The sequence below is a fragment of the Paenibacillus pectinilyticus genome (assembly GCF_001700435.1).
Taxonomy (GTDB): domain Bacteria; phylum Bacillota; class Bacilli; order Paenibacillales; family NBRC-103111; genus Paenibacillus_E; species Paenibacillus_E pectinilyticus.
The window spans coordinates 177,808-200,993 of sequence record NZ_LYPC01000012.1 but is presented as its reverse complement, the minus strand read 5'-3'; the positions used below and the strand labels follow the sequence as shown (position 1 = coordinate 200,993).

The window sequence follows — 23,186 nt, the reverse complement described above, 5'->3', positions numbered from 1 at the left end:
AAATTTCCCATACCAGAAACTTAGCACAAAAACTCCCGCTCTTTCATCCAGTTTTCCCCAAATTCGAAGGAATCTATCAATGAGCGGGAGGTGCTTATATTTTGAAAGCATCGATAAAGCCTTGGACAAATCGGGGATCCCACTGGGTCCCCTTCCCCTCTGCGAGAATGGCTATGGCCTTCTCGACGGGCATTCCCTTCCGATACGGCCGATCGGACGTCATCGCATCGAACGCATCCGCCACCGCGATAATACGGCCATTGAGCGGGATATCCTGGCCCTTCAGGCCATCCGGATACCCGGCACCATCATAGCGCTCGTGGTGCGAGCGCACGCCCGGCAGCAAAGGAGCCATCGCCTCTGCAGGCTCAATTTGCTTCAAAATCGACTCCCCCAGATCAGGGTGACGTTTGATTTGCTCGAACTCCTCGTCGGTTAGTCGACCATCCTTTAAGAGAACCGCATCACGCACCCCGATTTTGCCGATATCGTGCAGCAGTGCTGTTTTGTTCAACCAATCGAGCTCTTGTTCATTCAGGTTCACCGCACGTCCGATCATCAGGGAATACTTAGCAACGCGTGTGGAATGTCCCGCCGTGTACGCATCCCTAGCATCTAACGCTGCAGCGAGAGTCGTGTAGTAGCTTTGGAGGAGCTGATTGTTCATTTTTTCACGGGCATCCAAGCCCTTCACCATATGGTTAAAACCTGCGATTAATCGCGAAAACTCATCTGAATATAAATCCGAAGCTCTTACTTTGAGATCGCCGGACTGCACTTCTTTCATGACCCTATGTAAATCTTCGATCGGCTGTTGAATATCCCTTGCCAACATACGTGCACCTAAGGAAGAAAAGCCCACCCCTAGCAGAAGAATAATTGCTGCCCATTTCCAATAATCCACGGTAAGACTGGAGCTGGCCTCACTGGAACTTAACCGAATTTGCGTTGCCAGGCTAAAAAGAAATAACGGCATCGTGCCGATTAAAAAGGCACTAAGCTGAAACTTCCGCTGAATCGAAACAATCACGCGACCATCCAAAGAGACGTCTTCGCCGTACATTCGCTTCCCTAACTCGCGGATATGGATCAGCATCGGCTGGATCGCTTGCACCGTCGTAAAAAACTCCAGTAACGCATGCATACTCGCGATTAAAATAGCGCCAACACCAGCTAAGCCAATGTAATAAGCAGGCAGGCTCAGCCATCCACGAGCAATGCCGATGCTTGCCATCGCCACAGCGGGGATCGACAGCCCCAGAAAATGCGGTCCCATAATTCGCATAACCGATAATGCCGGGAAACGGTGCGTCTGTAAGTACGCTGCTCGGATCGTTGCGAGAGCTGGTTGGGTCTCCCGCAGCATATCGCGTATAGGCCTTATGTGCCTGCGAAACATCATGAACTCCGCGAGCATCATGACGCATAACGAAGACACCAAAATAAAAAACAAACGGAACAACTCCGTGTTCGAGATCGAGAGAGTCGTCGAGATAATAACCCCGCCAACAACGAGCACCGCAATACCGGAGCCCATGATATAATTTCGCAAAAGATCACGTAGAAACTTTCGATATATCTGCATACTACGCCTCATCTCTATGAAACTATCTTCGCTGCGAAGTAGGCCCGCATCCCTTCTATTGTAACGTAATCCGACAAATTTCGCTTGATATCTCTGAGAATTCTAGCATTTTGGGCAAAAGAAATAGGCCACGCTCTCGGTTGGAGAGGGCGGCCTTGATTGGCGTGCACACGGGGTATTGTTTGTGCAGTCGTGATAGCGCTCGCTGGAGATGTAAGGCCTTTTTTGGGCCTTACGGCTGCCGACGCGCGGAAGAGTGGGGCTGTAACGCCCTTTTGAGGCGTTACGCCAGCGGGAAGTGCCCGATTCCTTGGCAGGCTTCGCACTTAGGGCCCCTTTGGGGCCTTACGGCTGCCGATGCGCGGAAGAGTGGGGCTGTAACGCCCTTTTGGGGCCTTACGCCAGCGATAACTGCCCGATTCCTCGGCCGGCTTCGCCTGTAACGCCCCTTTGGGGCCTTACGGCTGCCGACGCGCGGAAGAGCGGGGCTGTAACGCCCTTTTGAGGCGTTACGCCGGCGGGAAGTGCCCGATTCCTCGGCAGGCTTCGCCTGTAAGGCCCTTTCCGTGCCTTACAGTATCCCCTACTCCTCCCTTTTCAAAGTAGGATCCGCCTCAGCGCCTAAGAACGCGCGCGCCAAGTCAGTCACGCTTTTGCCTGTGAGCGTCTGAGTGATTTCCGGCACCTGCGCGATCATTTTCGCGATATCGCCGGTGATTCGGTTCACGCCAGACGTCGAACCGTCCTGTGAGATCACCGTGATTTTATCCACGTTGCTCAAAGGTGCAGCAATTTTCTCCGCCAGCTCCGGCAGGATGCGAAGAATCTCTACCGTCACCGCCGCCTGCGTGTACTGCTTGTAGGCTTCGGCTTTCTTCTCCAACGCCTCCGCTTCCGCAAGCCCTGCTAGGCGCACGACCTCGGCGTTCGCCTTCCCTTTGGCGAGCTCCGCTTCCGCCGTGGCTTCGCCGCGCTTTCTCGTCGACTCGGCGTCCGCCTCGGCCTCAAGAATTTGCCGCTGCTTGCTCACCTCGGCACGCATAATCGCCGTCAGCTTTTCTGCTTCGGCCGGTTTAATAACAGAAGCCTCGAGCTCCTTCTGCTTCAGCTCGACCTCGATTTGGCGAACGGTTTTGTTCGCCTCCGCTTCCATCTGACGGATACGTACTTGCTCCGTCACCAATAACTGCTGAATTTGCTTTTGCTTCAATTCATAAGCCAGATCCGCTTCCGCCTGACGACTCGTCGTCTCCTGCTTGAACTCAGCTTCCTTCATGCTGAGCTCCTTTCGGTATTGCGCCTCTTTGGCCGATGCCGCGCTCTCCGCTTCAATCATTAATTGATGCGCTTCCGCTTTGCGGATGGCCGACTCCTTCTCCGTGTCCGCCTGGCGTATAAGGATATCCCGCTCGACTTCAGCCCTCGCGATACTCGCACTTTTGCGAATGCGCTCCACTTCAGGTACACCGAGGTTCTCGATGTAGCCTTGATCATCCGCCACTCGCTTGAGCACGAAGGAGATGAGGTTCAGTCCCATTTTATCCAAATCCTCTGAACACGTTTCCCTCATCTTACTATTGAGCTCATCCGGGTTCTTTAGAATGGATTCAACGGTCAACTGCCCGACTAATCCCCGTAAATGCCCCTCTACGGAATGTAAAATCATCGTTTCCCGCTCCGCCATCGTATGGTCAAGGAACTGCTCGGAAGCCGTCGCAATTGCGATCGGGTCGCTTTGGATTTTGATCTGAGCGACAGCCTCGATCTTAAGACGAATCCCTTGCTGAGAGAACATCGGCTGCTCGGGCTTCACGTCAAAACTCATAAGCATCATGGAGATGGTCTTATAGCTCTGAAAACCGGGGATTACGAACGTCCCGCCGCCTTGCACGACTCTTTTGCCTCCTAGACCAAAAACAATCATCGCCTCATTCGGCGGCACTTTCTTATAAGCTTTTACAATCGACCCTAGTAAAATAAAAACGACAATAACAATACCAACTACCATGTACAACACTGTCAGCATATCTGCACAACCTCCCACGATCTTCTGCTATTTGTTGAACCTCGAACCTTAATCGCCAAATGCCATTACCGTAGCCACACCTTTACTCATATTTAAAATAACAACCTTCGTCCCTTTCGCGATGGACTCACCGTTCTCTGATCGAACACTGATCGAGCGCTTCGTACCTTGGAGTACATACACCATTTCGCCAATACCTTCTCCAATAATCGGCACCGTAAGCTTCCCCAACTGACCGCTCAGCTGGAAATCGCTCTCCTTCATACTGTCATCATGCTTATAAATCACCTTCGCGTACAAAAGAAAAAACAACCAACCCATCACAAGACCAGCGGCTATTGCAATGAGCAGAACGAGCAAGGCACTCGTCATGCCTACTTTGTTCAGGACATAGCCCATACCGCCGAACACAGTCACCCCTGCGAGCAACGAGGACATGTTGAACACTGACGGCCCCCCATGGACATGACCATGACCCTGTGCACCACCCGCATCCCCATGCAGCTCAAAGCTATCCACACCGAAAAGAGTAATGAGCAGCGTAAGAATGAGGCCCACAAAGAAACAAACCATAAACAACGTCATCATCGGCTTTTACCTCCCACATAAATATAGACGAAATTGGGAATAAAAGGTTTCGCTTCCTGCCTGTACGAAAAAAATCCCCCTACACAAGTAGGAGGATCATGGTATGTGAGCCTTAGTTGATAAAATCTACATACTGCAAGAACCGTTTGAGCATGACCGTCGCTTGTGCTCTTGTTGCATTTTCCTGCGGCGCAAAAGTTTGCTCTGACAGACCATTAACAATACCCGCTGCCAGTGATTGTGCAATGGCCGTTTTCGCCCAATCGCTTATGGCTCCATTATCTGTAAAACTGGAAAGCTTATCTTGTTGCACTGACTGTGCTTCTTTACCAGAAATCTTCAGTGCACGCGATATCATCACGGCCATTTGTTCTCTAGTAATGTCCGCATTCGGAAGGAATTCTCCGGCGCTGTTACCTTCAACAAGTCCGAGTTTAGCAGCAGTACCTACTGCGCCTGCAAACCAATCGTCCTTTTTCACATCTACAAAAGAGGATGACTTCGCATCTTGTGGGACCGCTAGCGCAGAAACAAGCATGGATGCAAATTGTGCGCGAGTTACGTGCTGCTCAGGCGCGAAGCTTGCTTCATTCATCCCCTGAACAATGAATTTCGATGCCAGCAATTCGATGTCTGCTTTTGCCCAGTGCGTGCTGATATCATTGAATGACTTGTTTAGCTCAACTAATGTGTACATGCTATTATGCGGTGATTTAATCGTGATCTCCGTCGAGCCTTTTACATGTGACACAATTGCAGGAATGAATGTCATTTTACCCGTGACTGGGTCGAAGGATACGACCGTTGTTTTGTCACCGTCTACAGTAGATGGCACAACAATGGTTCTCTCCACGTACGTGCCTGAAAAATCATTGATTTCTACCTTCGTACTGCCCGATACTGCTGTAATCGTAAATTCGATCGGATTGGCAAGTAGCGTTTTCATGCCTGGATTCGCTTGTTGGAGTGCTTCGTATGATTTCTCCGACGCCTTCGTCACGGAAATCGTTACATTCACATCTTTAAGATCCTTGTTTACTTGCTTAGCAATGTCTTTGAAAATGCTGACTGGTACTTGATAGGTTCCTGCGTCTGATTGAATGGCGATCGTAATATTGGAATTAGCCTTCCATGCTTCGATCAAAGAAGCCGCTGGAATATCAAGCTTCGCCCCTGCTTCCGTGCCTTTTCCATCTAAGGTAATTACTTGATGGTTCTTGTCGTTGCCTTTTATTACATCAAGCGCCTTCGTGAACACATCCGAGTCTAGCTTCACGCGGGAAAACTCTTTACCGTCCGCGCCTTTTTCTTTCGTGGTGTTCATGCTTGTATTGATGGTAGCCCCATCCTCTGATGCTTGAGGTGAGTTATTCATAGGGAATGCAAATCCCAGCCCCGGAGGAGGCGTTTTCAATGCCGCGATCTTAGCTAGGGCATCTGATAATTTGGTCTGATCTGCTGTAGTTACTAAAGCTTTCTGAGCCGGTGTAAGAAGATCAAATGCCGCTTTGGCTGCGTTTACAGCTGTTTCGTCTTCTTTGACTAGGTTCGTAACCGCAGGCAGAGCTGTGATTTTGGCTGTTACTGCTGCTACAGCAGTAACAGTTCCTGTTGGTAGAATGTTGACTGTTTGAGTTTCTAAGTAGTCATCTATTAATCTTCCTCCGAAGATATCGTATTTATCACTTGCTATCGAGAGTGAAATAGCCATATTAAATTTTTCGCTTGGCCATAACGGTAATCTTATTTCATTAGCACCGCTTGAAGAGGACATTTTCAACACATATTTCTCTCCAGCGACTAACGTTTTATCGAGAACTAATGATAATCCACTTGGGCGAAAATCTGGTTGGCCAACGAATACTGACTTTATACTAATATTCGATCCATCCGAAACTTTAGTGACTTGGAAGTCTGAACCTGTCATGTTTTCGGTGTCTAAAGTAGTTGTATTATGCGACCCCACTCCTTGATACGGAAACATATCGTAAGGAAATTGGATATCTAAACGACCTCCTGTATTTTGCGAAGGCGTAAATGCTACAAGCTCTTCATTTGGAGCAAACCAATGACCTGCTTCCTTGTCAGTAAATAAAACTGGTGCTTCTTTAAAGGTTCCATACATGTATACATCCAATTGATATACATAAGAGTATAGACCTTCATACTCTGTGTAGCCTGCATAATTTGTAGAGTATGATTGCACCTGGAACTGCTTATTGGCAGAATTCGTCACAGAAATAGAATAGTCATTACTAGGTAAGTCGAAATAGTACGCTAAGTGTTTCCCACCATAATCAATGTCAGATGAGTTTTGTTTTATTTCATAATGACCATTACCAAGTAACGTATCTCCTTTAATCTCTTGTCCATGATATGTAAAACTTTCAACAATTTGTCCATTTGCATCCTTAATATCAAACTTCGTATTGTCAGATGCATATCCGTTCGTGTACACACGCCCCTGATAGTGATAGGCATCAGGCACCGCATCGAATACTAAAGTAAGCGTCTCACTCAGTGGTGATTCAATCCCTAAGAGATTAAATGTTTTCATTTGAATATGTTCCGTTGGTTGGTTAAAGGTATATGGCATAGAATACTGATTCTGCCTACCAGGGACAGTGCCTACTTGTTTACCATCGAGATATACGTTTACACCACCTAGGAAAGTGTAATCAGACAATGAATAATTAATTATCCAATACCCATGGTATATGCTCGCATGCAAATCTGTAGGTGCACTAAGAATCGGAATTGCACCAGTATTGTACGTATATACATCATTTGTCACATCGTTACTCGAAGAGAATACCGGCGCACTCATGTTAGAATCTTCGTATACAACCGCTGTTACTGGCTTAAGTCCTTTATTCTCATTACTTTCAATTTCATTCAAATCATAATAGTAATAATCATTATTATTTTCACGATTGGTATATTGTAAGTTACTATAGGCAATTTGCATCCCAAAAGTCTCATCATTTAAACCTACCGATAACGATGGCTTGTCCGAGTAAATATACCCGTAAACTTTACCCGACACTGAATCGTACTGTAAATTAAACAAACTAGTTGCCGATGCGATGATCGGGATGAAGATGTTTAGTACAAATAACAGCGCAATGGCTGCTGAGACTCTTTGCATGAGCCCCTTCGTTATACTTCTGTTTGATTGCAAAATAATAGTTCCCCCTCAGTCTATAAACCAACCCCATATAAATACCTACTAATTATATGAGGAAATGGAAAATCCAACAATACTATAGGACTATGTATTATAATGAAAAGTAGGAACATAGCATCAAATTTCGCTAAATTTCTTAATGGAGTGAACATACCTATTGTGCGTCAAGTAAAACACATACAAGAACAAGCTGTACCTACTTTTTCACGAAACTGGATTTCTATCTTTTCACTAGTCGTGCTTATCCTTTTTTTCACGCTGTCCTTCTTCATGCAAGGTCTACTATTTAAGCATCAATATTTAGTCGTCATCGGCGGCCTCTACATGTCTGCAACGGCAATATTTCTAACCCGCGGAAAGATCACCTTTCATCCTGCCCTCTACGCCATAGTTGCCTTTGTCTGTTACTACTTTGTGGCTGCTACCTATGCTATTAATCAACAAGAGGCACTTGCAGCAGCCTTTCGAGTAGCTATTTTTTTGCCCCTAGCAGTCCTAGGGTTACAGCTGACTTTTGCACACAGATTGGCACTGGTACGGGCACTAGTCTATTTATGCTCATGCCTAGTTGTTTGGGGAGTTATTTTCAACCAATTTCGGGACGGGCGCTTCGAGGGGACTTTGGACTATGCAAATGCGTGGGGAATCTTACTACTGACGGTATTCGTGATGTCCTTGATGTTAGCTGCTATAGAAAACAAGCTTCACTACATTTGGCTTTGCGTCTTGTTAGGTGTAGGTATACTGCTTACGGAGTCACGTACAGTCCTGGTGCTCTTCGTCATCACCGTCCCTATTCAATATGCCGCATTTGGCAAAGAGAATAGGCGCCTTATTTCTACTTTCCTCATCAAAAGCATACGAACTAACGCTATAGTAAATGCTGCTATTTTATTTTTCACCGTGCTGGCTGCCCTGTTTATTTACACTAATCATGCTATGTCTCTAGATCGATTGCTCCAAATTAATACGCACGCCTCCGAGTGGACAACTCGATTAGGCTATTACCATGACGCTTGGCAGATGATTATCAACTCTCCCCTACTCGGTTATGGCGGAGGCGCTTGGAACATCCTGCAATATCAGTATCAAACTGCTGCTTACACGGTTCTTTACCTACATAATCATTGGCTGGAAACGTGGATTGATATTGGCCTGATTGGTGTGATGGTATTCCTATTCATGGTTGGACTAATGATCTGGAAGGGAATTTCCAACTACAAGCAGTCTACAGGAGCTGCAAAAATCTGGACCGCTAGTTGCCTTACAGGTTTTGGTTGCCTACTAGTTCATAGTACCGTGGATTTTACGTTCAGCTACCCGGTTCTCTTTGGTCTTTGGATGCTTCTAGGGCTCATGATCCCAGCTTCTTCGAATAAGACAGCACCTACTGTAGCGAAACCTGTAATTTGGACCTTCCGAATCCCTTTAACTGTGGTTTTGCTTCTAATATCCATTCTCTCTATCCGCCTAGGGATGTCCGAGGCCTTATTCAGACAAGCTGAGCAAGCACCTCACGAATCCAAAACCATTCAGCAGGCTATACAGTTGCTTGAACACAGCGCTTCATTAACTTTCTTTCCTGTCGAACAACATACTAGCATTGCCTATTTCTTATTACAGGACTATCTTAATACGAAACAGGCTTCGAATTTGAATCGTGCTGCTAGCGAGATTGATAAAGCATTTTTGACCAACCCGCAAGACGTGCACGCCTTATTCCTTCGTTGCCAAATCGCCTATGCCCAAGGGCATCGAACAGAAGCAAAACAAGAACTTCAGCTATTAAGCCTGCGGTTTCCATTTCGTACTGACATTCAAATCGAACTACAGAAGTGGAATCAGTCGCATTAGTTCAATTTTCACAGTTCCAATAAAAATGAAATTCACCTCAAAACGCATCCTTCTCTTATTTCTTGCGTATAATCATTCGATGACTTATCGTTATTCTATTAAAACTAAGGAGTAGATTATCCCATGTACACAAAGAAATGGACTTGGTTAATTTCTGCCGCAATGGTGATCATGATGTTGACGCTAACGGGTTGTCAGACAATACAAGGTTTAGATTTGGCAAAAGCGATTCAAAATGGCGCTAGCGTGAAATCTTCCGAGTCGAAAGGCACACTGCAATTGGAGCTTGTTCCTGGCGATACCTCGAAGCTGTCTGCAGCTGACAAAGCAACACTTTCCGCCCTGCAAAATGTCAAAGTTGAGCTCGCGGTAAAAACGCAAGACAATCAGCACTCCTCTATCGATGGTACGATTGTTTACAGTAAAGGATCGATTCCTTTCACGGTTGCACTAGAAGGTACGAAGATCAACCTCGCTATTACTGGCGCGAAAAAGCCAATCGTAATTGACCTGCTAGGCGGTTCTAATATTTCATTCATGAAGCTTCTGCCGAAGGCGATTCAAGATCAATTTGGTAATAAAATTCTTGAGATTAAACCAGCTCTTATCGGACTTCTCCTAGGAAATACACCGAATCCTGCTAATCTTTCCGTATCTCCGGTTACGGACACAGTGAATGGCGAATCGCTTTCTTTGCAAAAAGCACACATGGAAATGAGCGGCACTGAATTCGCTTCCCTTCTTCAAAAGCTTCTAGCTAACGTCCTTACAGACGAAGCAGGCTTGAAAGATGTGCTCAGCCAACTCTATGACGCGCTATTACCAGTCATTCAAGAACAAATTCAAGCAGGTGATGATAGCATAACGCTCAAACTTCTCACCAACAAAGATCTTGCACTTGGCGTGGTTTACTCACCTATTCATGATTACATCAAAGGCTTTGCAGATTCCTTGACTGCTTCAATTACTGGAACAGATGCTTCCAAACCAGGCTTATTGCCAACGAAGGAACTGTTTGGTGCAAATTCCTCCCTGCAAGCCGATATTTACATCGATGGGGACAAACAAGTGCGCAAGCAAGTTTTAGCGTTGAATATCCCGCTTACGGACTCCAAGATGGGTGCTTCTGCACTCAAACTTACGTATACAAATGAAACCTGGAATTTAAATAAGCCAATAACAGCGAGCACGATTAATACATCTGGCGCGCTTCAACTTGGCCTTGATGCAACATCAATCTACAAATTACTTGCGAATCAAGATAAACAATCCACATTGTACACGATGTTGAAAGATGATCTGCACGTGACGAAAAAAGATGTGAATATGGCGACTGACGGATCTGGTGCTACGGACGATGCGCCACAACCATTTATTGATGCAAATGGCAAAACGATGGTTCCTGTGCGCTTTGTATCCGAGCAGCTTGGGGCTGAGGTCGGTTGGAATGGGGATCTACGACAAGTTACGATTACAGATTATGTTACAGGGAAAACGATCCTCCTTACGCTGGATAGCAAAAATGCCACGGTAAACGGTGCTGCCGCTCCTGAGCTCGAGAGTGCAGCGACGCTGTCCAACAATTCGACTTTCGTACCGATTCGCTTCATTGCTGAGCAGCTTGGCTGCATCGTTTCCTTCAATGATGACACACGTGTCGTTACGATCCACCGTGACTAAGCGTTAAATTACGCATGGGCAATCACCCTTTTTGTACGGCTGCATAGTCTAGTATGGAAACTAGGCACAACGCCTACTGCGCCAAGCAGTCGTACGAGAAGGAGTGAACGTTTATGTATACGAACCCCATGCATCCACAGGGGCCACAAGGTCAATACGGTCAAGGTCATCAAGGAAATCAAGGACACCACGTCCTTTACCAAGCAGATGGCAACTACCAGCACATGATGAGGCAAAAACGAGACACGCTCATGCATGCTATTCATCCACATATGGGCCACAAAGTCCGTATTACCACGATTGATGGCCATACACATGAAGGCGTGTTGATTAATTCGGATGGACACCACGTATATCTTCACGTGGATACGCACCATGGACATAACCAAGGACACCATCAAGGTCAACACAGACCGATTTATACACCAGCACAATACAATCAAATCATCACGCTAGTGTTATTCGAACTGTTAGTTATCCTGCTGCTTGCCTAAAATGACAAAAACTCGCTCTTCCAAGCCATAGGGCCCAGGGGAGCGAGTTTTTTATTTCCATGCCTTCGTTTGTGAAATTCTCCCATTCAAAGCGCATCTTTTCCTATTGGTATGCGTATAATCTATCACTGCTATTTTTCACTAGCGAAAACATGACTAAGGAGTAGATTCGTAGATGCAAAGAAAGACAATAACTTGGTGGATATCCACCGCGCTCGTGATCATGCTGCTGACATTAACAGGTTGTCAGGCCATTCAAGGGCTAGACGTCGCACAAGCGCTTCAAAACAGCGCCACAATCCACTCCGCTGAATCCAGTGGTTCCCTGAAGTTGGACATTCTCACAAGCAACACAGACGGCCTGTCCGCGGACGAGAAGCGTATCATTGATGTTTTGAAAGATATGAAGATTGATCTAACAAGTATCGTGATGCAAGATCAACAACACGTATCCGTTGAAGGTTCCCTCACCTATGCCAAAGGATCGATTCCCTTCCTGCTAACGACCAATGGGACCCAGCTTGTGATTCAAATTGAAGGTGCGAAGAAGCCAATCTCCTTTGATCTCAGCGAGGCGCAAACGGGGCTGCCTACGACCGCTTTAGCTTCTGGTGACCAACAACAACTTTTTATGCAAAAAACGGAACAAATGCTTCCAGCTATCATGAAATTTTTCATTACGAACGCACCGAATCCCGAGCATTTCACTGTGTCTTCTGTCTCCGAGACCATACATAACGAAACAATGGGTTTACAAAAAGCTCACATCGAAATCTTCGGCAATGAACTCGAAGCACTGCTCAAAACATTTATGACCAATATTCTTGCAGATGAAAAAGGGTTGAAGGATTTAATCGGCCAGCTCTACGATGCGCTATTCCCTTTGATTCAAGAACAAATGAAAGCAACTACAGCGAAAGATGATACGTCTAGCGGAGCAATGTCCGATATGTTTATGCCTTACTTGGAAAATCGCACATTAGCTGTCGAGTTCATCTATACCACGCTTCAACAGCTGATTGGCAGTACCCTGAAAGACTGGGATAAACAAATGAAGAGTACTTTCTCTTCTGTATCCGATCCACAGCAAGCAGCTTTTTTCACGGATAAAGCTTCGCTCAAAACCGACCTATTCATCGATATGGATAAGCAAATTCGTAAGATGAACGTAGAATTGACCGCACCGATAGTCGATGCTAGTAGTCCTGGTATAGAGGGCATCCGTTTAACATTTACAACAGAACTGTGGCACATTAATCAACCGGTTACAGCACGTACCATTGATATTTCTAAAGGAACTCAGAAAGCTTCTATGGATTCCTTCGATAACAGTTCCTTGCTAACGCTTTTTGATAAAAATTCGAAGGCTTATTCCCTCCTTCGCCAAGATTTCCAAATCGCTAAGAAGGATATTCACCTCTTACTTAATCAAAGCGAAACTGAACTGCACCCATGGGATGCCTCTCACCCATTCATTAATGAAGAGCAGATTGCCATGCTGCCTGTCCGCTTTATTTCTGAACAGTTCGGTGCGCAAGTCACTTGGAATGCCGCGGCACAGCAGATCACAATCGTTGATCCGCTTAGCGAAAAAACGATCATTTTAACGCTTGGCAGTCGCACAGCTAGTGTGAATGGCGTTTCTGTCGAGCTGGTTAGCCCAGCTATCCTGAAGAACGGTTCCACTTTCGTTCCGCTTCGCTTTATTGCGGAGCAGCTAGGCTGCACAGTCAGTTATGATGAAGCTACACAAAGTGTAACGATTTCTCGCAACTAATCTTTATCCAAAGCAAGCTGATCAAGCGCGCTTCCCTGGCCATACGGCCAAGGGAGCGCGCTTTTGCTATGCCTACTGAATGAAGCGTTCGTACGAAGCCTGACATGCCGTGAAGAGCTTTTCCTCATCGGCGCCGGTTAATCTGCCGTTCTCTACAACAATCCGGCCATTGACGATGGTGTAATCGACGGCGCGTTTGAGCCCCACCGTGCCGAGCCACGACTTGGCGTCCGTATGTGTACCCACGGCGTCGATCTGATCGACGCGGACCATGAACAAGTCCGCGGATTTGCCTGCTTCTAGGGAGCCAATGTCCGATCGGCCCAAGATCTCCGCTCCGCCTCGTGTCGCTACTTTTAGTAGATCGTAACCCGTCGGCGCCTGAGCGCTGGATTGCAAACGATGCAGCAGATACGACACGCGCAGCTCCTCGAGCAGATTCGAACCATCGTTCGAAGCACTTCCATCGACGGCGAGACCGACAGGAATGCCCATTTCCAACATTTCCGGGACTCTGGCGATGCCAGAGGACAGCTTCATATTGGAAATTGGGCAATGGGCAACGCCTGTCTTTGTTTGCGCGAGCAGCTTCATTTCGGCATCGTTGAAATGAATGCCATGCGCATACCATACATCGGAGCCGAGCCAGCCTAAGCTCTCCATATAGGCAAGTGGCCGCATGCCGAATCGTTCGAGCGTATAGGCTTCCTCGTTCTTCGTCTCAGCGAGATGCGTGTGCAGTCTCACGCCCTTGGCTCTGGCGAGCTTCGCAGATTCCAGCAGGATGTCGGCGGATACGCTGAACGGCGAGCAGGGAGCGAGCACAACCTGCCTCATCGAGCCTGCGCTCGCATCGTGGTAGAGGTCGATGAGCCGCTCACTGTCCGTAAGGATCGTGTTGATGTCTTGCACAACACTCATCGGCGGCAATCCGCCATGATCCTTCCCCAGCGTCATCGACCCGCGTGAAGCTACGAAGCGGATACCAAGACGATCGGCCGCTTCAAATTGTTTGTCGATGAAGTTGGCACTATTTTGCTCCGGGAAGACATAATGATGGTCAAAAACGGTCGTACAGCCATTCTTCATCAAGTCGGCAATCCCCGTCAGTGAGCTATGGTAGACTGCGTCCGGCGTTATCCCTTTCCAAATTTCATACAGATAGCGAAGCCAATCGAACAGCTCCAGCTTCTGCACCTGCGGCAGATTGCGTGTAAATGTCTGATACAGATGATGATGCACATTAATGAGGCCGGGATAAACGAACATGTTCGTGGCATCGATGATCCGCGTAGCAGAATCTTTGGGCGATATGTCCTTCCCTATAGCTACAATTTGATTTCCCTCGATAAGGAGGTCCGCCTGCTCCAGCACCCGATCTTGTGTGTCCACCGTGACAATTGCCTTGGCGTTTTGAATTAAGATTGAACTCATTTCCCTCAGCCTCCTAAAATAAAAATAGGGAACGCGAAAAATCCTAACCACAAACACAATATATACGCATATATTGTGTTCGTAGTTAGGATTTAGGTTCCCAGTAGAGCCCCCGAACCAAATTATCGAGGTTATACGAACTATGAAATTGTCGTAAAACTTTTGTTAAATTTAGGATTAGTATAGAGCACTAGGTAAAGAAACGTCAAGAGGCATTGCCATCTGAAAGTAACTATGAAGTTTTTTCAGAAAATTGGAATAAGCTTCCCTGATATTGGATATATTATCAGAGCTGCGTTAATGACTAACAAGCTCTTCGGAACGTATAGGGTCCGATGATGGAATGCGCAGGTACAAATTATCGTTGGAGGTTTATGAACACATGGAAACAGGTACGGTAAAATGGTTTAACGCAGAAAAAGGTTTTGGTTTTATTGAAATGGAAGGCGGTAATGACGTATTCGTACATTTCAGCGCCATTACTGGGGAAGGTTTCAAAAGCTTGGATGAAGGCCAACGTGTGCAATTTGAAGTTGTTCAAGGTAACCGCGGACCGCAAGCTGAAAATGTAGTCAAGCTGTAGTCCTTCCTCACATATTGCTTTAACTGCTTGCGCGTCAGAGTCTATTATGACAAGGAGGAGTTCGATTGTACTTTTCAAAAAAATCATTGGAACCAGTACCGGAAGAACAAACCAGCATCTGGACCTGTAGCACCGATCAGTGCTCTTGCTGGATGAGAGATAACTTTTCATTCGCCGATAGTCCCGCATGTCCGATTTGCAATTCATCCATGGTCAAGGATTTAAAGATGCTCCCCACCTTATCGAACACAAGCAGCAGGCGATGAAACCCGTACAAAAGCCCCATGTCTCCATTGAGGAGATCTGGGGCTTTTGCTTTGTTTGAGATACTTACAGCGTGAGCGACAGCATTGATAAATGGATAGACTTTGGTCCCGGCCAAAGATCCCTATAGTAGGTTTTACTGCCACTTAATAAGGCGGCTGAAATACATTGCTTTGATACATCAACAAGGTATCATCCTCTTTTAACTCAGGTGTGGCTAGCACAAGGATTTTTCCCCATTCCAGCTCATTTGTGAGTCTCGCCGACTCCTCTTCAGGCACGCCGAGCGCCATGATCTTCGCTTTCAGTTCATCACCACGTGATCGGAACAGATTAGCAATCGATGTAAACAAGCCTTCTTCGGCCATCGTAATTTGCTCTGCACCCGTATGCTCCGCGACGTAATCTGTACCATCAGCACTATGTGTCAGAACATAAATATGATCCTTTTTAAAGCCCTCGTTATGCAGTTCGTGCACTTTGTTCTGCGTATCTTCAAGACTTGATGTCACACTTACTCTGGTATACGTACTCATGGTAATTCCTCCTCGTCAATGGGGTTTTATTGGGTGAATCTGTGTTACCCGGAAGTTAGCTGCTACGTTCTAGATGCCTCTTCGTCTGCCAAAAATTAAGGATACAACAAACATAATCAGGAAGACGAAGAACAAAATTTTCGCGATGCCTACTGCTGTTGAGACAATCCCAAAGAATCCGAAAACACCTGCTACAAGCGCAATAATTAGAAACATCACTGCCCAACCTAACATATCCAACACCTCTCTCTTCCTCTTAGATCTTGTTCATCTTGCTATGACATCTATTACCCACATGATCTAAGGATGAAACAATGGAGGGCTGCATAAGCTCCAATTTGGGGCCTTACAGTGCTCGCGCGGTCGGGTTTCGGCGGGTATTCGACGCTGTTACGCCCTTTTTGGGCGTTACGGGCTAGTCTGCGTTGGGCTGCTTATGCCGTAACGTCTTTTTCGGGCCTTACAGTGCTCGCACAATTGGGTTTCGGCGATTATTCACCGCTGTTACGCCCTTTTTGGGCGTTACGGGCTAGTCCGCGTTGAGCTGCTTATTCCGTAACGCCTTTTTCGGGCGTTACAGTGCTCGCGCTGGCCTTAGCCCCATTCCCGAGCCTACCGCCCGGCTCTCACAGCTTGAGCTCGATTCCCGCTCTTCAAACCGCGGCGGCCCCAAAGCCTACGAAAAAACCACCCTCACAAGGAAGGTGGTTGATAGTCTCTATAACGCCAGCTACGCTTTCTTACGATATATGCGCTCCTGCGGTATGAATTCATCATACTGCAAGCCCTCAGGCATATGGAGGATATATTCCTTCTTACCCAGTCCCAAAAATCCTCGCGGGGTCAAGCTGCTATGAAACAAGCAATGAACCTGCTGCTGCAGCTGCTGATCGAAGTAGATCATCACATTACGGCACAGGATGACGTGGAACTCATTAAAGGAACCGTCCGTGACGAGATTATGCTGAGCAAACATCATGTTATCTTTCATCATCGGCTGAAAATATGCGTATTGATGATCCGTGGTGTAGTACTCCGAGAAAGCCTTGGTGCCCCCGGATTCCAAATAATTTTTGGTGTAGGTCTGCATCTGCTTCAGCGGAAAAGCTCCGCGTTGCGCCGTCTCGATCGCTTTCTCATTCATGTCGGTCGCATAGATCTTCGTCTTCTCGGCTAGACCCTCTTCCTGCATGAGAATCGCCATCGCATATACTTCTTCACCCGTTGCACAACCGGCATGCCAAATACGAATTTCGGAATGCGCGCGAAGCTCGGGTACCACTTGCGTGCGAAAAGCACTGAAAAAGCTAGGATCTCGGAACATTTCCGTAACACGAATTGATAAATCGCCCAACAGCTTATCAACGAACCTCGGTTCATGCAGCACTTTCTCTAGAAGTGCCGTAACTGTCGGCAGCTTCTCCATCTTCATGCGATTCAAGATGCGCCTGCGCAAGGAGGAGCGTACATAATGCCGGAAATCGAACCCGTACATCTGATACAAACCTTCTAGGAACAGATTGATTTCAACATTTTGCCGCTCGTCGATTGGCAGCTCTTCAAACTCCGACAATCCATCCTCGAACTCGCGTGTCAATGCTTCTTCACCTGCTTCGTCAGCCATACCCGCATGAGCGAGAATAGCTGTTCCATCTGGAGCGGCTTCGTAATATAGTCAGAAGCACCTGCTTCCAAACACTTCTCTTTCTCACCCTTCATGGCCTTCGCTGTCAGTGCAATGATCGGCATATCACGCAGGCCCAGCCCTTGGCGTATTTCCTTCATCGCATCATAGCCGCCCATAACCGGCATCATAATATCCATAAACACCAAGTCATAATCTGACTTTGCTCTCAGAATATCTAATGCATCCTTGCCATGATCGGCCACCTCAACGATAACACCCTTCATTTCCAATGCACTCACCAACGCGAAAACATTGCGAGCATCGTCATCGACGAGCAGTATTTTTTTGCCAAGGAATAGCTGAGCATCTCCGCTGATCGGAACTTCTATGGGTTCTTCTGTATATAGCGTTGCTACTGTAGATGGCCGTCTCTCCGGAATCTCCGCTTCGTCGTGTACAATCCTGTTCGCAAACTCACTCGTTGCAGCAATTTGATCTTGCGTAAACGTCTCGTCTGTGAGGAAAGATTCCGTTTCTTTTCCATTGGGGATATAGAGCGTGAACGTGCTGCCGACATTTAGTTCACTCTTCACAGCGATGGTACCGCCCAGCAATCGTGTAAATTCACGGCATATCGATAAACCAAGGCCTGTTCCGCCATATTGACGATTCGTTGTGCCATCTACCTGCTGGAACGCTTCAAATATGATTTGCTGCTTATCAATTGGAATACCTATACCCGTATCCTTGATGGAGATCGCAAGCACCGTTTCCTCTGGATTTCGATGCAGAAGCTCTTTGATACGCATCGATTCCGCAAGTGCAATACGCATAGAGACAGAACCATTTTCCGTGAATTTAAATGCGTTCGACAATAGATTTTTTATAATTTGCTGCAACCGCTGCCCATCTGTTAAGATGACCGACGGCACATCGGGCTCAAGAATGACTTCGAAGATTAGCTTTTTCTTCGCCGCAATAGGAGCGAACATCAACTGCATCAACTGTGGAAGCTCTGTGACATTCACTTCTTCGGACACAATCTCGATTTTGCCAGCCTCTACTTTGGACAAATCCAAAATATCATCAATCAAGGAGAGCAGATCATGCCCCGCCGTATTTACTACGCGCGAGTACTCCACAACCTCGGACATTTGCAAGTCACCGTTGCTCTCAGCTAGCATTTGCGAAAGAATCATGATGCTATTCAGCGGTGTTCGTAATTCATGCGACATATTCGCCAAGAAATCGGATTTGTATTGCGAGCTGGTCTTTAGTTGCAGCGAATACTCTTCGAGCTCGTCTTTGGCTTTCTCGAGTTCCACCGCTTTCTGTTCGACAAAATGGTTCTGCTCCTCCAGAAACTCGTTCGTCATCCGCAGCTGCTCCTGCTGCATCTGAAGTTCTTCCGACTGTGTCTGAAGCTCCTCGGATTGCACTTGCAGCTCTTCGGTCAGAATTTGCGATTCCGACAGCAGACGCTCAACCTCCATCCGACTACGAACACTCGTGATGGCTGTCCCGAATTTCTCTTGCAGCGAATCAATTAACGTCAAATGCTTCGATTGGAATTGCTTTAAGGCCGCTAATTCAATAACGGCTTCCGCTCTTCCCTCGACTAGAATTGGTGCCACTAGTAAGCTGGTCGGCGTCGATATCCCTAAGCCCGATGTGATTTTCACATGATTATCAGGCAGATTATCCATAAGGAAAATGCGTTTATCAACTGCACATTGTCCCACCAAACCTTCGCCTAGCTGAAAGCTCGCCACCGCGTGGTCCTGTCCGAAGGCTGCATAGCCCGCTATTTTCACATAACTAGTTTGTCCGCCTTCGTTCTGCCGTAAATAAATGACACCGTAGCTAGCGTCTAACATAGGCGCGATCTTATGAATGAACGCTTCACTCAGCGCAGTCACATCGCGAATACCTTGATACAGCGTAGAGACTTCAGTAATACTCGTCTGAATCCAACTTTGCTTCTCCAAGCTTGCTAACAGTTCATTCGTAGCCTCGGCCAAAACGCGAATTTCATCATTCGTTTTCACTTCGATGCGAGAAGCCAGATCCCCCTCTGAAGCCGTAATGTCCCGAATCATCTGGGTGACCTGCCCGATGGTCCTAGTAATCGAATTCGACAGAATCAATGCCACAATAACTGCAATAATGGAAATAAGGCCTAATATCGTATAAAGAACAACCCGCAAATTATAGTTGCTTTGGGCGATTTGCTGGACTCTTTTCGTTGTCAGCTTCTTCTCCGTCACGAGAAAAGAGTCAAACTGTGTGCGAAGTTGGTCCATCAGTTGTTTGCCTGCATTTTGCTTGAAAAATTCATTAAGTCCAGACACATTGTTTTCTTTTTTCATCCGAATGACATTAGCGCCACCCGTATCCAGCCAATCCTCAATCGTATCTTTAATACTCTCGATATTCTGCACTTGTGATGGGTTATCGCTAACGAGCTGATGAACCTTATTATACGTATCTTGCCAGGAACGGTTACCTGCCGTATAGGGTTCTAAATATTGGTCTTCCCCTGTTATGACATAGCCGCGCATACCCGTTTCCATATCCAGCACACTTTTCTGCAGGCTGCTTACCTGATCATGCACTTCAATATCATGCGAAGAAATAAAACTGACTTCCCCCTGGAGTGAAGTCACTCGACTGCTCACGACCATAAGCGCTAACCCCAGACAAATAAGAACGGAGATATAGCCTAGTATAATTTTGGGTTTAATTTTCAATTGGATGGTTGGCAACATGGCGAAAAGCCTCCTAGCACAGTTGGTAGCAAATGTAAGTATACATTCTACTAACCTACTATACCACATTTACCATCTCTCACGTGAAGGTAAGCTTTACAAGTGCTGGGTTAAGACTGACTTCAGCTTCGTTATGGCTCGCTTCTGAATACGGGAGACACTCATTTGAGAAATACCGAGCTGATCAGCAATGTGACGCTGGGAGTGACCTTCCTGATAAATGAGGCCAATCACCGCTCGCTCATCTTCCTTCAAACTATCCATGGCTTCGGCCAGATCCATTCGTCTCTCCAAGTCCTGATAGTCATCCGCGGTTCCTGCAAGCATATCGCCGATCGTTGCTCCCTCCCCTTCACTCGTTAGCGGGGTATCTAGCGACGTGTAGTGGTAATAATCACGCCCTGCAAGGATCTCAATCGTTTCTTCCGCGCTCAGCTCCAGGTAAGCCGCAATCTCATCTACATTCGGAGAACGCTCCAGCTTAACGGTCAGCTCGTCCAGAGCCCGCTGAACTTGCGCACCCTTTTCCTTAATACGCCGAGGAACTTGTATGTACCAGGATTTATCGCGTAAATAATTCTTGAGATGTCCGATAATGCTCTTCATGGCATACCCTTCAAAAGGTACCTCCATCGTGCGGTCATACTGCACAAATAGTTTCAGCAATGCCATCTGACCCACTTGAAAAAGATCTTCATATAGATCTGGACGGCTTCGTGACATCTTACCTACAGCCATCCGAACAATCGGTTCATAGTGCAGGAGAAGTTCCGTTGCCGCCTCTTGGCATCCTGTTTCCCGGTAAATCTTTTTCTTTTCGTAGATATCATATAAAGGATCAGAGGAAGAGGCTGAAGCTCTTCTGTTCATACCATCTCCTCTTTTCTTGTCAGCTGCTTAGTAAGGATAACCTCAGTGCCCTGACCTCCTCGTGCATGCACCTGCACGTCATCCATTAATGCTTGCATCAGAAAGAGGCCTAATCCGCCTACCGTAGCTTCGCTGATTGATTTGTGATGTAAGGTCACTTCTTCAGGTTCTGTTTGCACGTAATGAAAGCTGTTTCCTTCATCCTTCACGGCTATTTTCATATAACCATCACCATGCTCAAACTGAATTTCTACTGTACCTAGTTCACCGTCCCGATATGCATGCAGGATCGCATTGTTGCAAGCCTCAGCAACGGCTACCTTCATATCCTCAATATCTTCAAATGAAAAGCCCGCCTTGGTAGCAACGCCGTATAAAGTTAGTCGAACAATATCTAAATATTCCGCTTGTGCAGGTATGGTCAATCCGATGTATGGGCTCATATGATTTGTTCTTCCCTTTCGCTTATGTCTTGATTTGTTTGTAAACTTCCTTTGTCATCCAAATAACTGGAAACCCCGGTAATTTCGAATAACCGTCTTACCTTCGTTGGAATATGATCGATTTGGAACGAGGCATTCATGGCAGCCCTGACTTTGATGGCAGACACGATTAGCCCGATACCCGTACTATCGATATATTTTAATTCTTTCAAATCTAAAATAAACGCCTCATCTTTTTTTCTTACCACGGTATCCAATACAGCAGCTAGGGAAGGAGCAGCCGAGAGATCGAGCTCCCCGCTTAAATAGATTCTGTTCTCTTCCCCATTAGAATGTTTATAAAACATGAATTTACGTATCGCGTTCATGTGATTACCCCTTTCTATTTCATCGCACCCGTCTGTGGTGATGTTTTTTTACTTTTGATACCATCCCATATATCCAGAGAAATGGCCACGCCTTTGAGGATTGATCGCCATTTATCACTTCGTGATTGGCTCGGTTTAGGCTTCCCCGTCTGCTTGATAGCGGATATGAAGCCCGAAGCTGATTGCTTAAAGGAAGAAGATAGTTCATGAAGTACTTGACCCACATCTTGAACAGAGCCAAACAAATGATTCAGATTCGATAGCTTCATACGCATATCAATCGCAACTTCATTCGTATTGAGCAGCACATCCTTCACTTCCGAGGTGATGTCAGTTATTTCATCTTTCATTTGACCCATGGTTGACGTTATCTCATCAAGAGAATGTTTCAGTGATTTTAAGGTTTGAATCAAATAGAAGACAAGGAACACAAAGGCAATAGCTACGACGATTGCACTTATTTGAAGTAACATGATAATCCCCCCAATTAGCTTGATTACTTCTTCTTTACCCTTGTTGAGGACAAATGAAACACCACATGCGGAACTATTTTTCAATAAGATTTCTCTGTTTCAAACAGCGCCAATCAGGGTATTTTAGTTGTATATACACAATCACAACAATAATTGGAGGGATTCTCATGGCTAACACTACAACAAAAGCAAGTTCATTAACTGACGTGCTCGACAAACAGGTGGCTAACTTCTCAGTACTCTATATGAAGTTACATAATTTTCATTGGTATGTGAAAGGTGAACATTTCTTTACGCTGCATGTAAAATTTGAAGAGTTGTACACGGAGACCACGCTTCATCTTGATACCATCGCTGAGAGAATGCTTTCTCTTCGTGCCATCCCGACTGCTTCCCTGCAGGAGCATCTCAACATGGCTTCCATTAAGGAGGCTAAGCAATCTACAGATGGTAAGGTCATGGTCGAACAGCTCGTTAACGACTTCACGCTGCTGTGCTCAGAGTTGACTGAAGGCATTCAATTGGCTGAGGATCAGAAAGATCAACCTACTGCTGATATGCTGATCACCATTCGATCATCTTTGGAGAAACACAGCTGGATGCTCGCTGCTTATCTTGGCAAATAGGAA

Annotated in this window: 20 protein-coding genes and 1 riboswitch; of the genes, 7 read left to right on the top strand and 13 right to left on the bottom strand. The window is 46.4% G+C overall.

Translation table 11 applies throughout. The annotated features are described in order from the left end of the window. Positions 1-94: 94 nt before the first annotated feature. The 4 genes from A8709_RS06845 to A8709_RS06825 all read right to left on the bottom strand — a co-directional run bounded on the left by A8709_RS06845 (position 95) and on the right by A8709_RS06825 (position 7,380). Positions 95-1,585 (bottom strand): HD domain-containing phosphohydrolase, encoded by a 1,491-nt coding sequence (locus A8709_RS06845; protein WP_065851440.1) that lies wholly within the window; start codon positions 1,583-1,585, stop codon positions 95-97. A 583-nt stretch (positions 1,586-2,168) separates the two neighbouring features. Next, positions 2,169-3,611, bottom strand: a complete 1,443-nt coding sequence (locus tag A8709_RS06835; RefSeq protein WP_065851438.1) for a flotillin family protein — start codon at positions 3,609-3,611, stop codon at positions 2,169-2,171. 48 nt (positions 3,612-3,659) lie between these two features. Then, positions 3,660-4,199, bottom strand: coding sequence for an NfeD family membrane protein (locus tag A8709_RS06830; RefSeq protein ID WP_065851437.1), 540 nt, complete (start codon positions 4,197-4,199; stop codon positions 3,660-3,662). A gap of 112 nt (positions 4,200-4,311) precedes the next feature. After that, entirely contained in the window at positions 4,312-7,380 is a 3,069-nt protein-coding gene (locus tag A8709_RS06825) for an S-layer homology domain-containing protein (RefSeq protein WP_065851436.1), read from the bottom strand. Positions 7,381-7,545: 165 nt separating this feature from the next. Here A8709_RS06825 and A8709_RS06820 point away from each other — a divergent pair, with 165 nt between their 5' ends. The 4 genes from A8709_RS06820 (at position 7,546) to A8709_RS06805 (ending at position 13,191) form a co-directional block, all read left to right on the top strand. After that, complete coding sequence (locus tag A8709_RS06820) at positions 7,546-9,240, top strand: O-antigen ligase family protein (RefSeq protein WP_208607651.1); 1,695 nt, start codon at positions 7,546-7,548, stop codon at positions 9,238-9,240. A 123-nt stretch (positions 9,241-9,363) separates the two neighbouring features. After that, the gene (locus tag A8709_RS06815; protein WP_065851434.1) at positions 9,364-10,920 is read left to right on the top strand and encodes a copper amine oxidase N-terminal domain-containing protein; all 1,557 of its coding nucleotides are present in this window, start codon (positions 9,364-9,366) and stop codon (positions 10,918-10,920) included. A 113-nt stretch (positions 10,921-11,033) separates the two neighbouring features. Beyond that, entirely contained in the window at positions 11,034-11,414 is a 381-nt protein-coding gene (locus A8709_RS06810) for a hypothetical protein (protein ID WP_084224720.1), read from the top strand. 175 nt (positions 11,415-11,589) lie between these two features. Next, the gene (locus tag A8709_RS06805; protein WP_065851433.1) at positions 11,590-13,191 is read left to right on the top strand and encodes a copper amine oxidase N-terminal domain-containing protein; all 1,602 of its coding nucleotides are present in this window, start codon (positions 11,590-11,592) and stop codon (positions 13,189-13,191) included. Positions 13,192-13,263: 72 nt separating this feature from the next. Here A8709_RS06805 and A8709_RS06800 read toward each other — a convergent pair whose 3' ends face one another. Then, a complete protein-coding gene (locus tag A8709_RS06800; RefSeq protein ID WP_065851432.1) occupies positions 13,264-14,625 on the bottom strand; it encodes an 8-oxoguanine deaminase in 1,362 nt (453 codons plus the stop codon). 62 nt (positions 14,626-14,687) lie between these two features. Then, positions 14,688-14,784: riboswitch (purine riboswitch) on the bottom strand. Positions 14,785-15,007: 223 nt separating this feature from the next. Here A8709_RS06800 and A8709_RS06795 point away from each other — a divergent pair. Continuing rightward, on the top strand, positions 15,008-15,208 hold the full coding sequence (locus A8709_RS06795; RefSeq protein ID WP_028555458.1) for a cold-shock protein: 201 nt from the start codon (positions 15,008-15,010) through the stop codon (positions 15,206-15,208). Between the two features lie 65 nt (positions 15,209-15,273). Further along, positions 15,274-15,474: a cold-shock protein gene (locus A8709_RS33570; protein ID WP_081787428.1), complete on the top strand. Its 201-nt coding sequence runs from the start codon at positions 15,274-15,276 to the stop codon at positions 15,472-15,474. Positions 15,475-15,618: 144 nt separating this feature from the next. Here the strand turns inward: A8709_RS33570 and A8709_RS06785 are convergent, their stop codons facing one another. From A8709_RS06785 to A8709_RS06755, 8 genes are all read right to left on the bottom strand, one after another. Beyond that, the gene (locus A8709_RS06785) at positions 15,619-16,008 is read right to left on the bottom strand and encodes a YflT domain-containing protein (RefSeq protein WP_065851430.1); all 390 of its coding nucleotides are present in this window, start codon (positions 16,006-16,008) and stop codon (positions 15,619-15,621) included. A 69-nt stretch (positions 16,009-16,077) separates the two neighbouring features. Then, the gene (locus A8709_RS33565; RefSeq protein WP_084224737.1) at positions 16,078-16,242 is read right to left on the bottom strand and encodes a DUF1328 domain-containing protein; all 165 of its coding nucleotides are present in this window, start codon (positions 16,240-16,242) and stop codon (positions 16,078-16,080) included. Positions 16,243-16,738: 496 nt separating this feature from the next. Then, complete coding sequence (locus tag A8709_RS06780) at positions 16,739-17,632, bottom strand: CheR family methyltransferase (RefSeq protein WP_084224736.1); 894 nt, start codon at positions 17,630-17,632, stop codon at positions 16,739-16,741. After that, positions 17,602-20,403, bottom strand: coding sequence for a CHASE3 domain-containing protein (locus A8709_RS06775; protein ID WP_065851429.1), 2,802 nt, complete (start codon positions 20,401-20,403; stop codon positions 17,602-17,604). Before A8709_RS06775 ends, A8709_RS06780 begins: the two co-directional genes overlap by 31 nt. Before the next feature lie 96 nt (positions 20,404-20,499). Further along, the gene (locus A8709_RS06770; protein ID WP_065851428.1) at positions 20,500-21,273 is read right to left on the bottom strand and encodes a sigma-70 family RNA polymerase sigma factor; all 774 of its coding nucleotides are present in this window, start codon (positions 21,271-21,273) and stop codon (positions 20,500-20,502) included. Continuing rightward, the gene (gene rsbW / locus A8709_RS06765) at positions 21,270-21,716 is read right to left on the bottom strand and encodes an anti-sigma B factor RsbW (protein WP_065851427.1); all 447 of its coding nucleotides are present in this window, start codon (positions 21,714-21,716) and stop codon (positions 21,270-21,272) included. The genes A8709_RS06770 and rsbW overlap by 4 nt, the downstream gene beginning before the upstream one ends. Next, positions 21,713-22,063, bottom strand: a complete 351-nt coding sequence (locus A8709_RS06760) for an STAS domain-containing protein (protein ID WP_244163117.1) — start codon at positions 22,061-22,063, stop codon at positions 21,713-21,715. The genes rsbW and A8709_RS06760 overlap by 4 nt, the downstream gene beginning before the upstream one ends. A gap of 35 nt (positions 22,064-22,098) precedes the next feature. Beyond that, positions 22,099-22,557, bottom strand: a complete 459-nt coding sequence (locus tag A8709_RS06755) for a DUF948 domain-containing protein (protein WP_065851425.1) — start codon at positions 22,555-22,557, stop codon at positions 22,099-22,101. A gap of 167 nt (positions 22,558-22,724) precedes the next feature. Between A8709_RS06755 and A8709_RS06750 the strand changes: the two genes are divergently transcribed. After that, positions 22,725-23,183 carry a Dps family protein gene (locus tag A8709_RS06750; RefSeq protein ID WP_065851424.1) on the top strand — a complete coding sequence of 153 codons (459 nt, stop codon included), beginning with the start codon at positions 22,725-22,727 and terminating at the stop codon, positions 23,181-23,183. Positions 23,184-23,186: the final 3 nt, after the last annotated feature.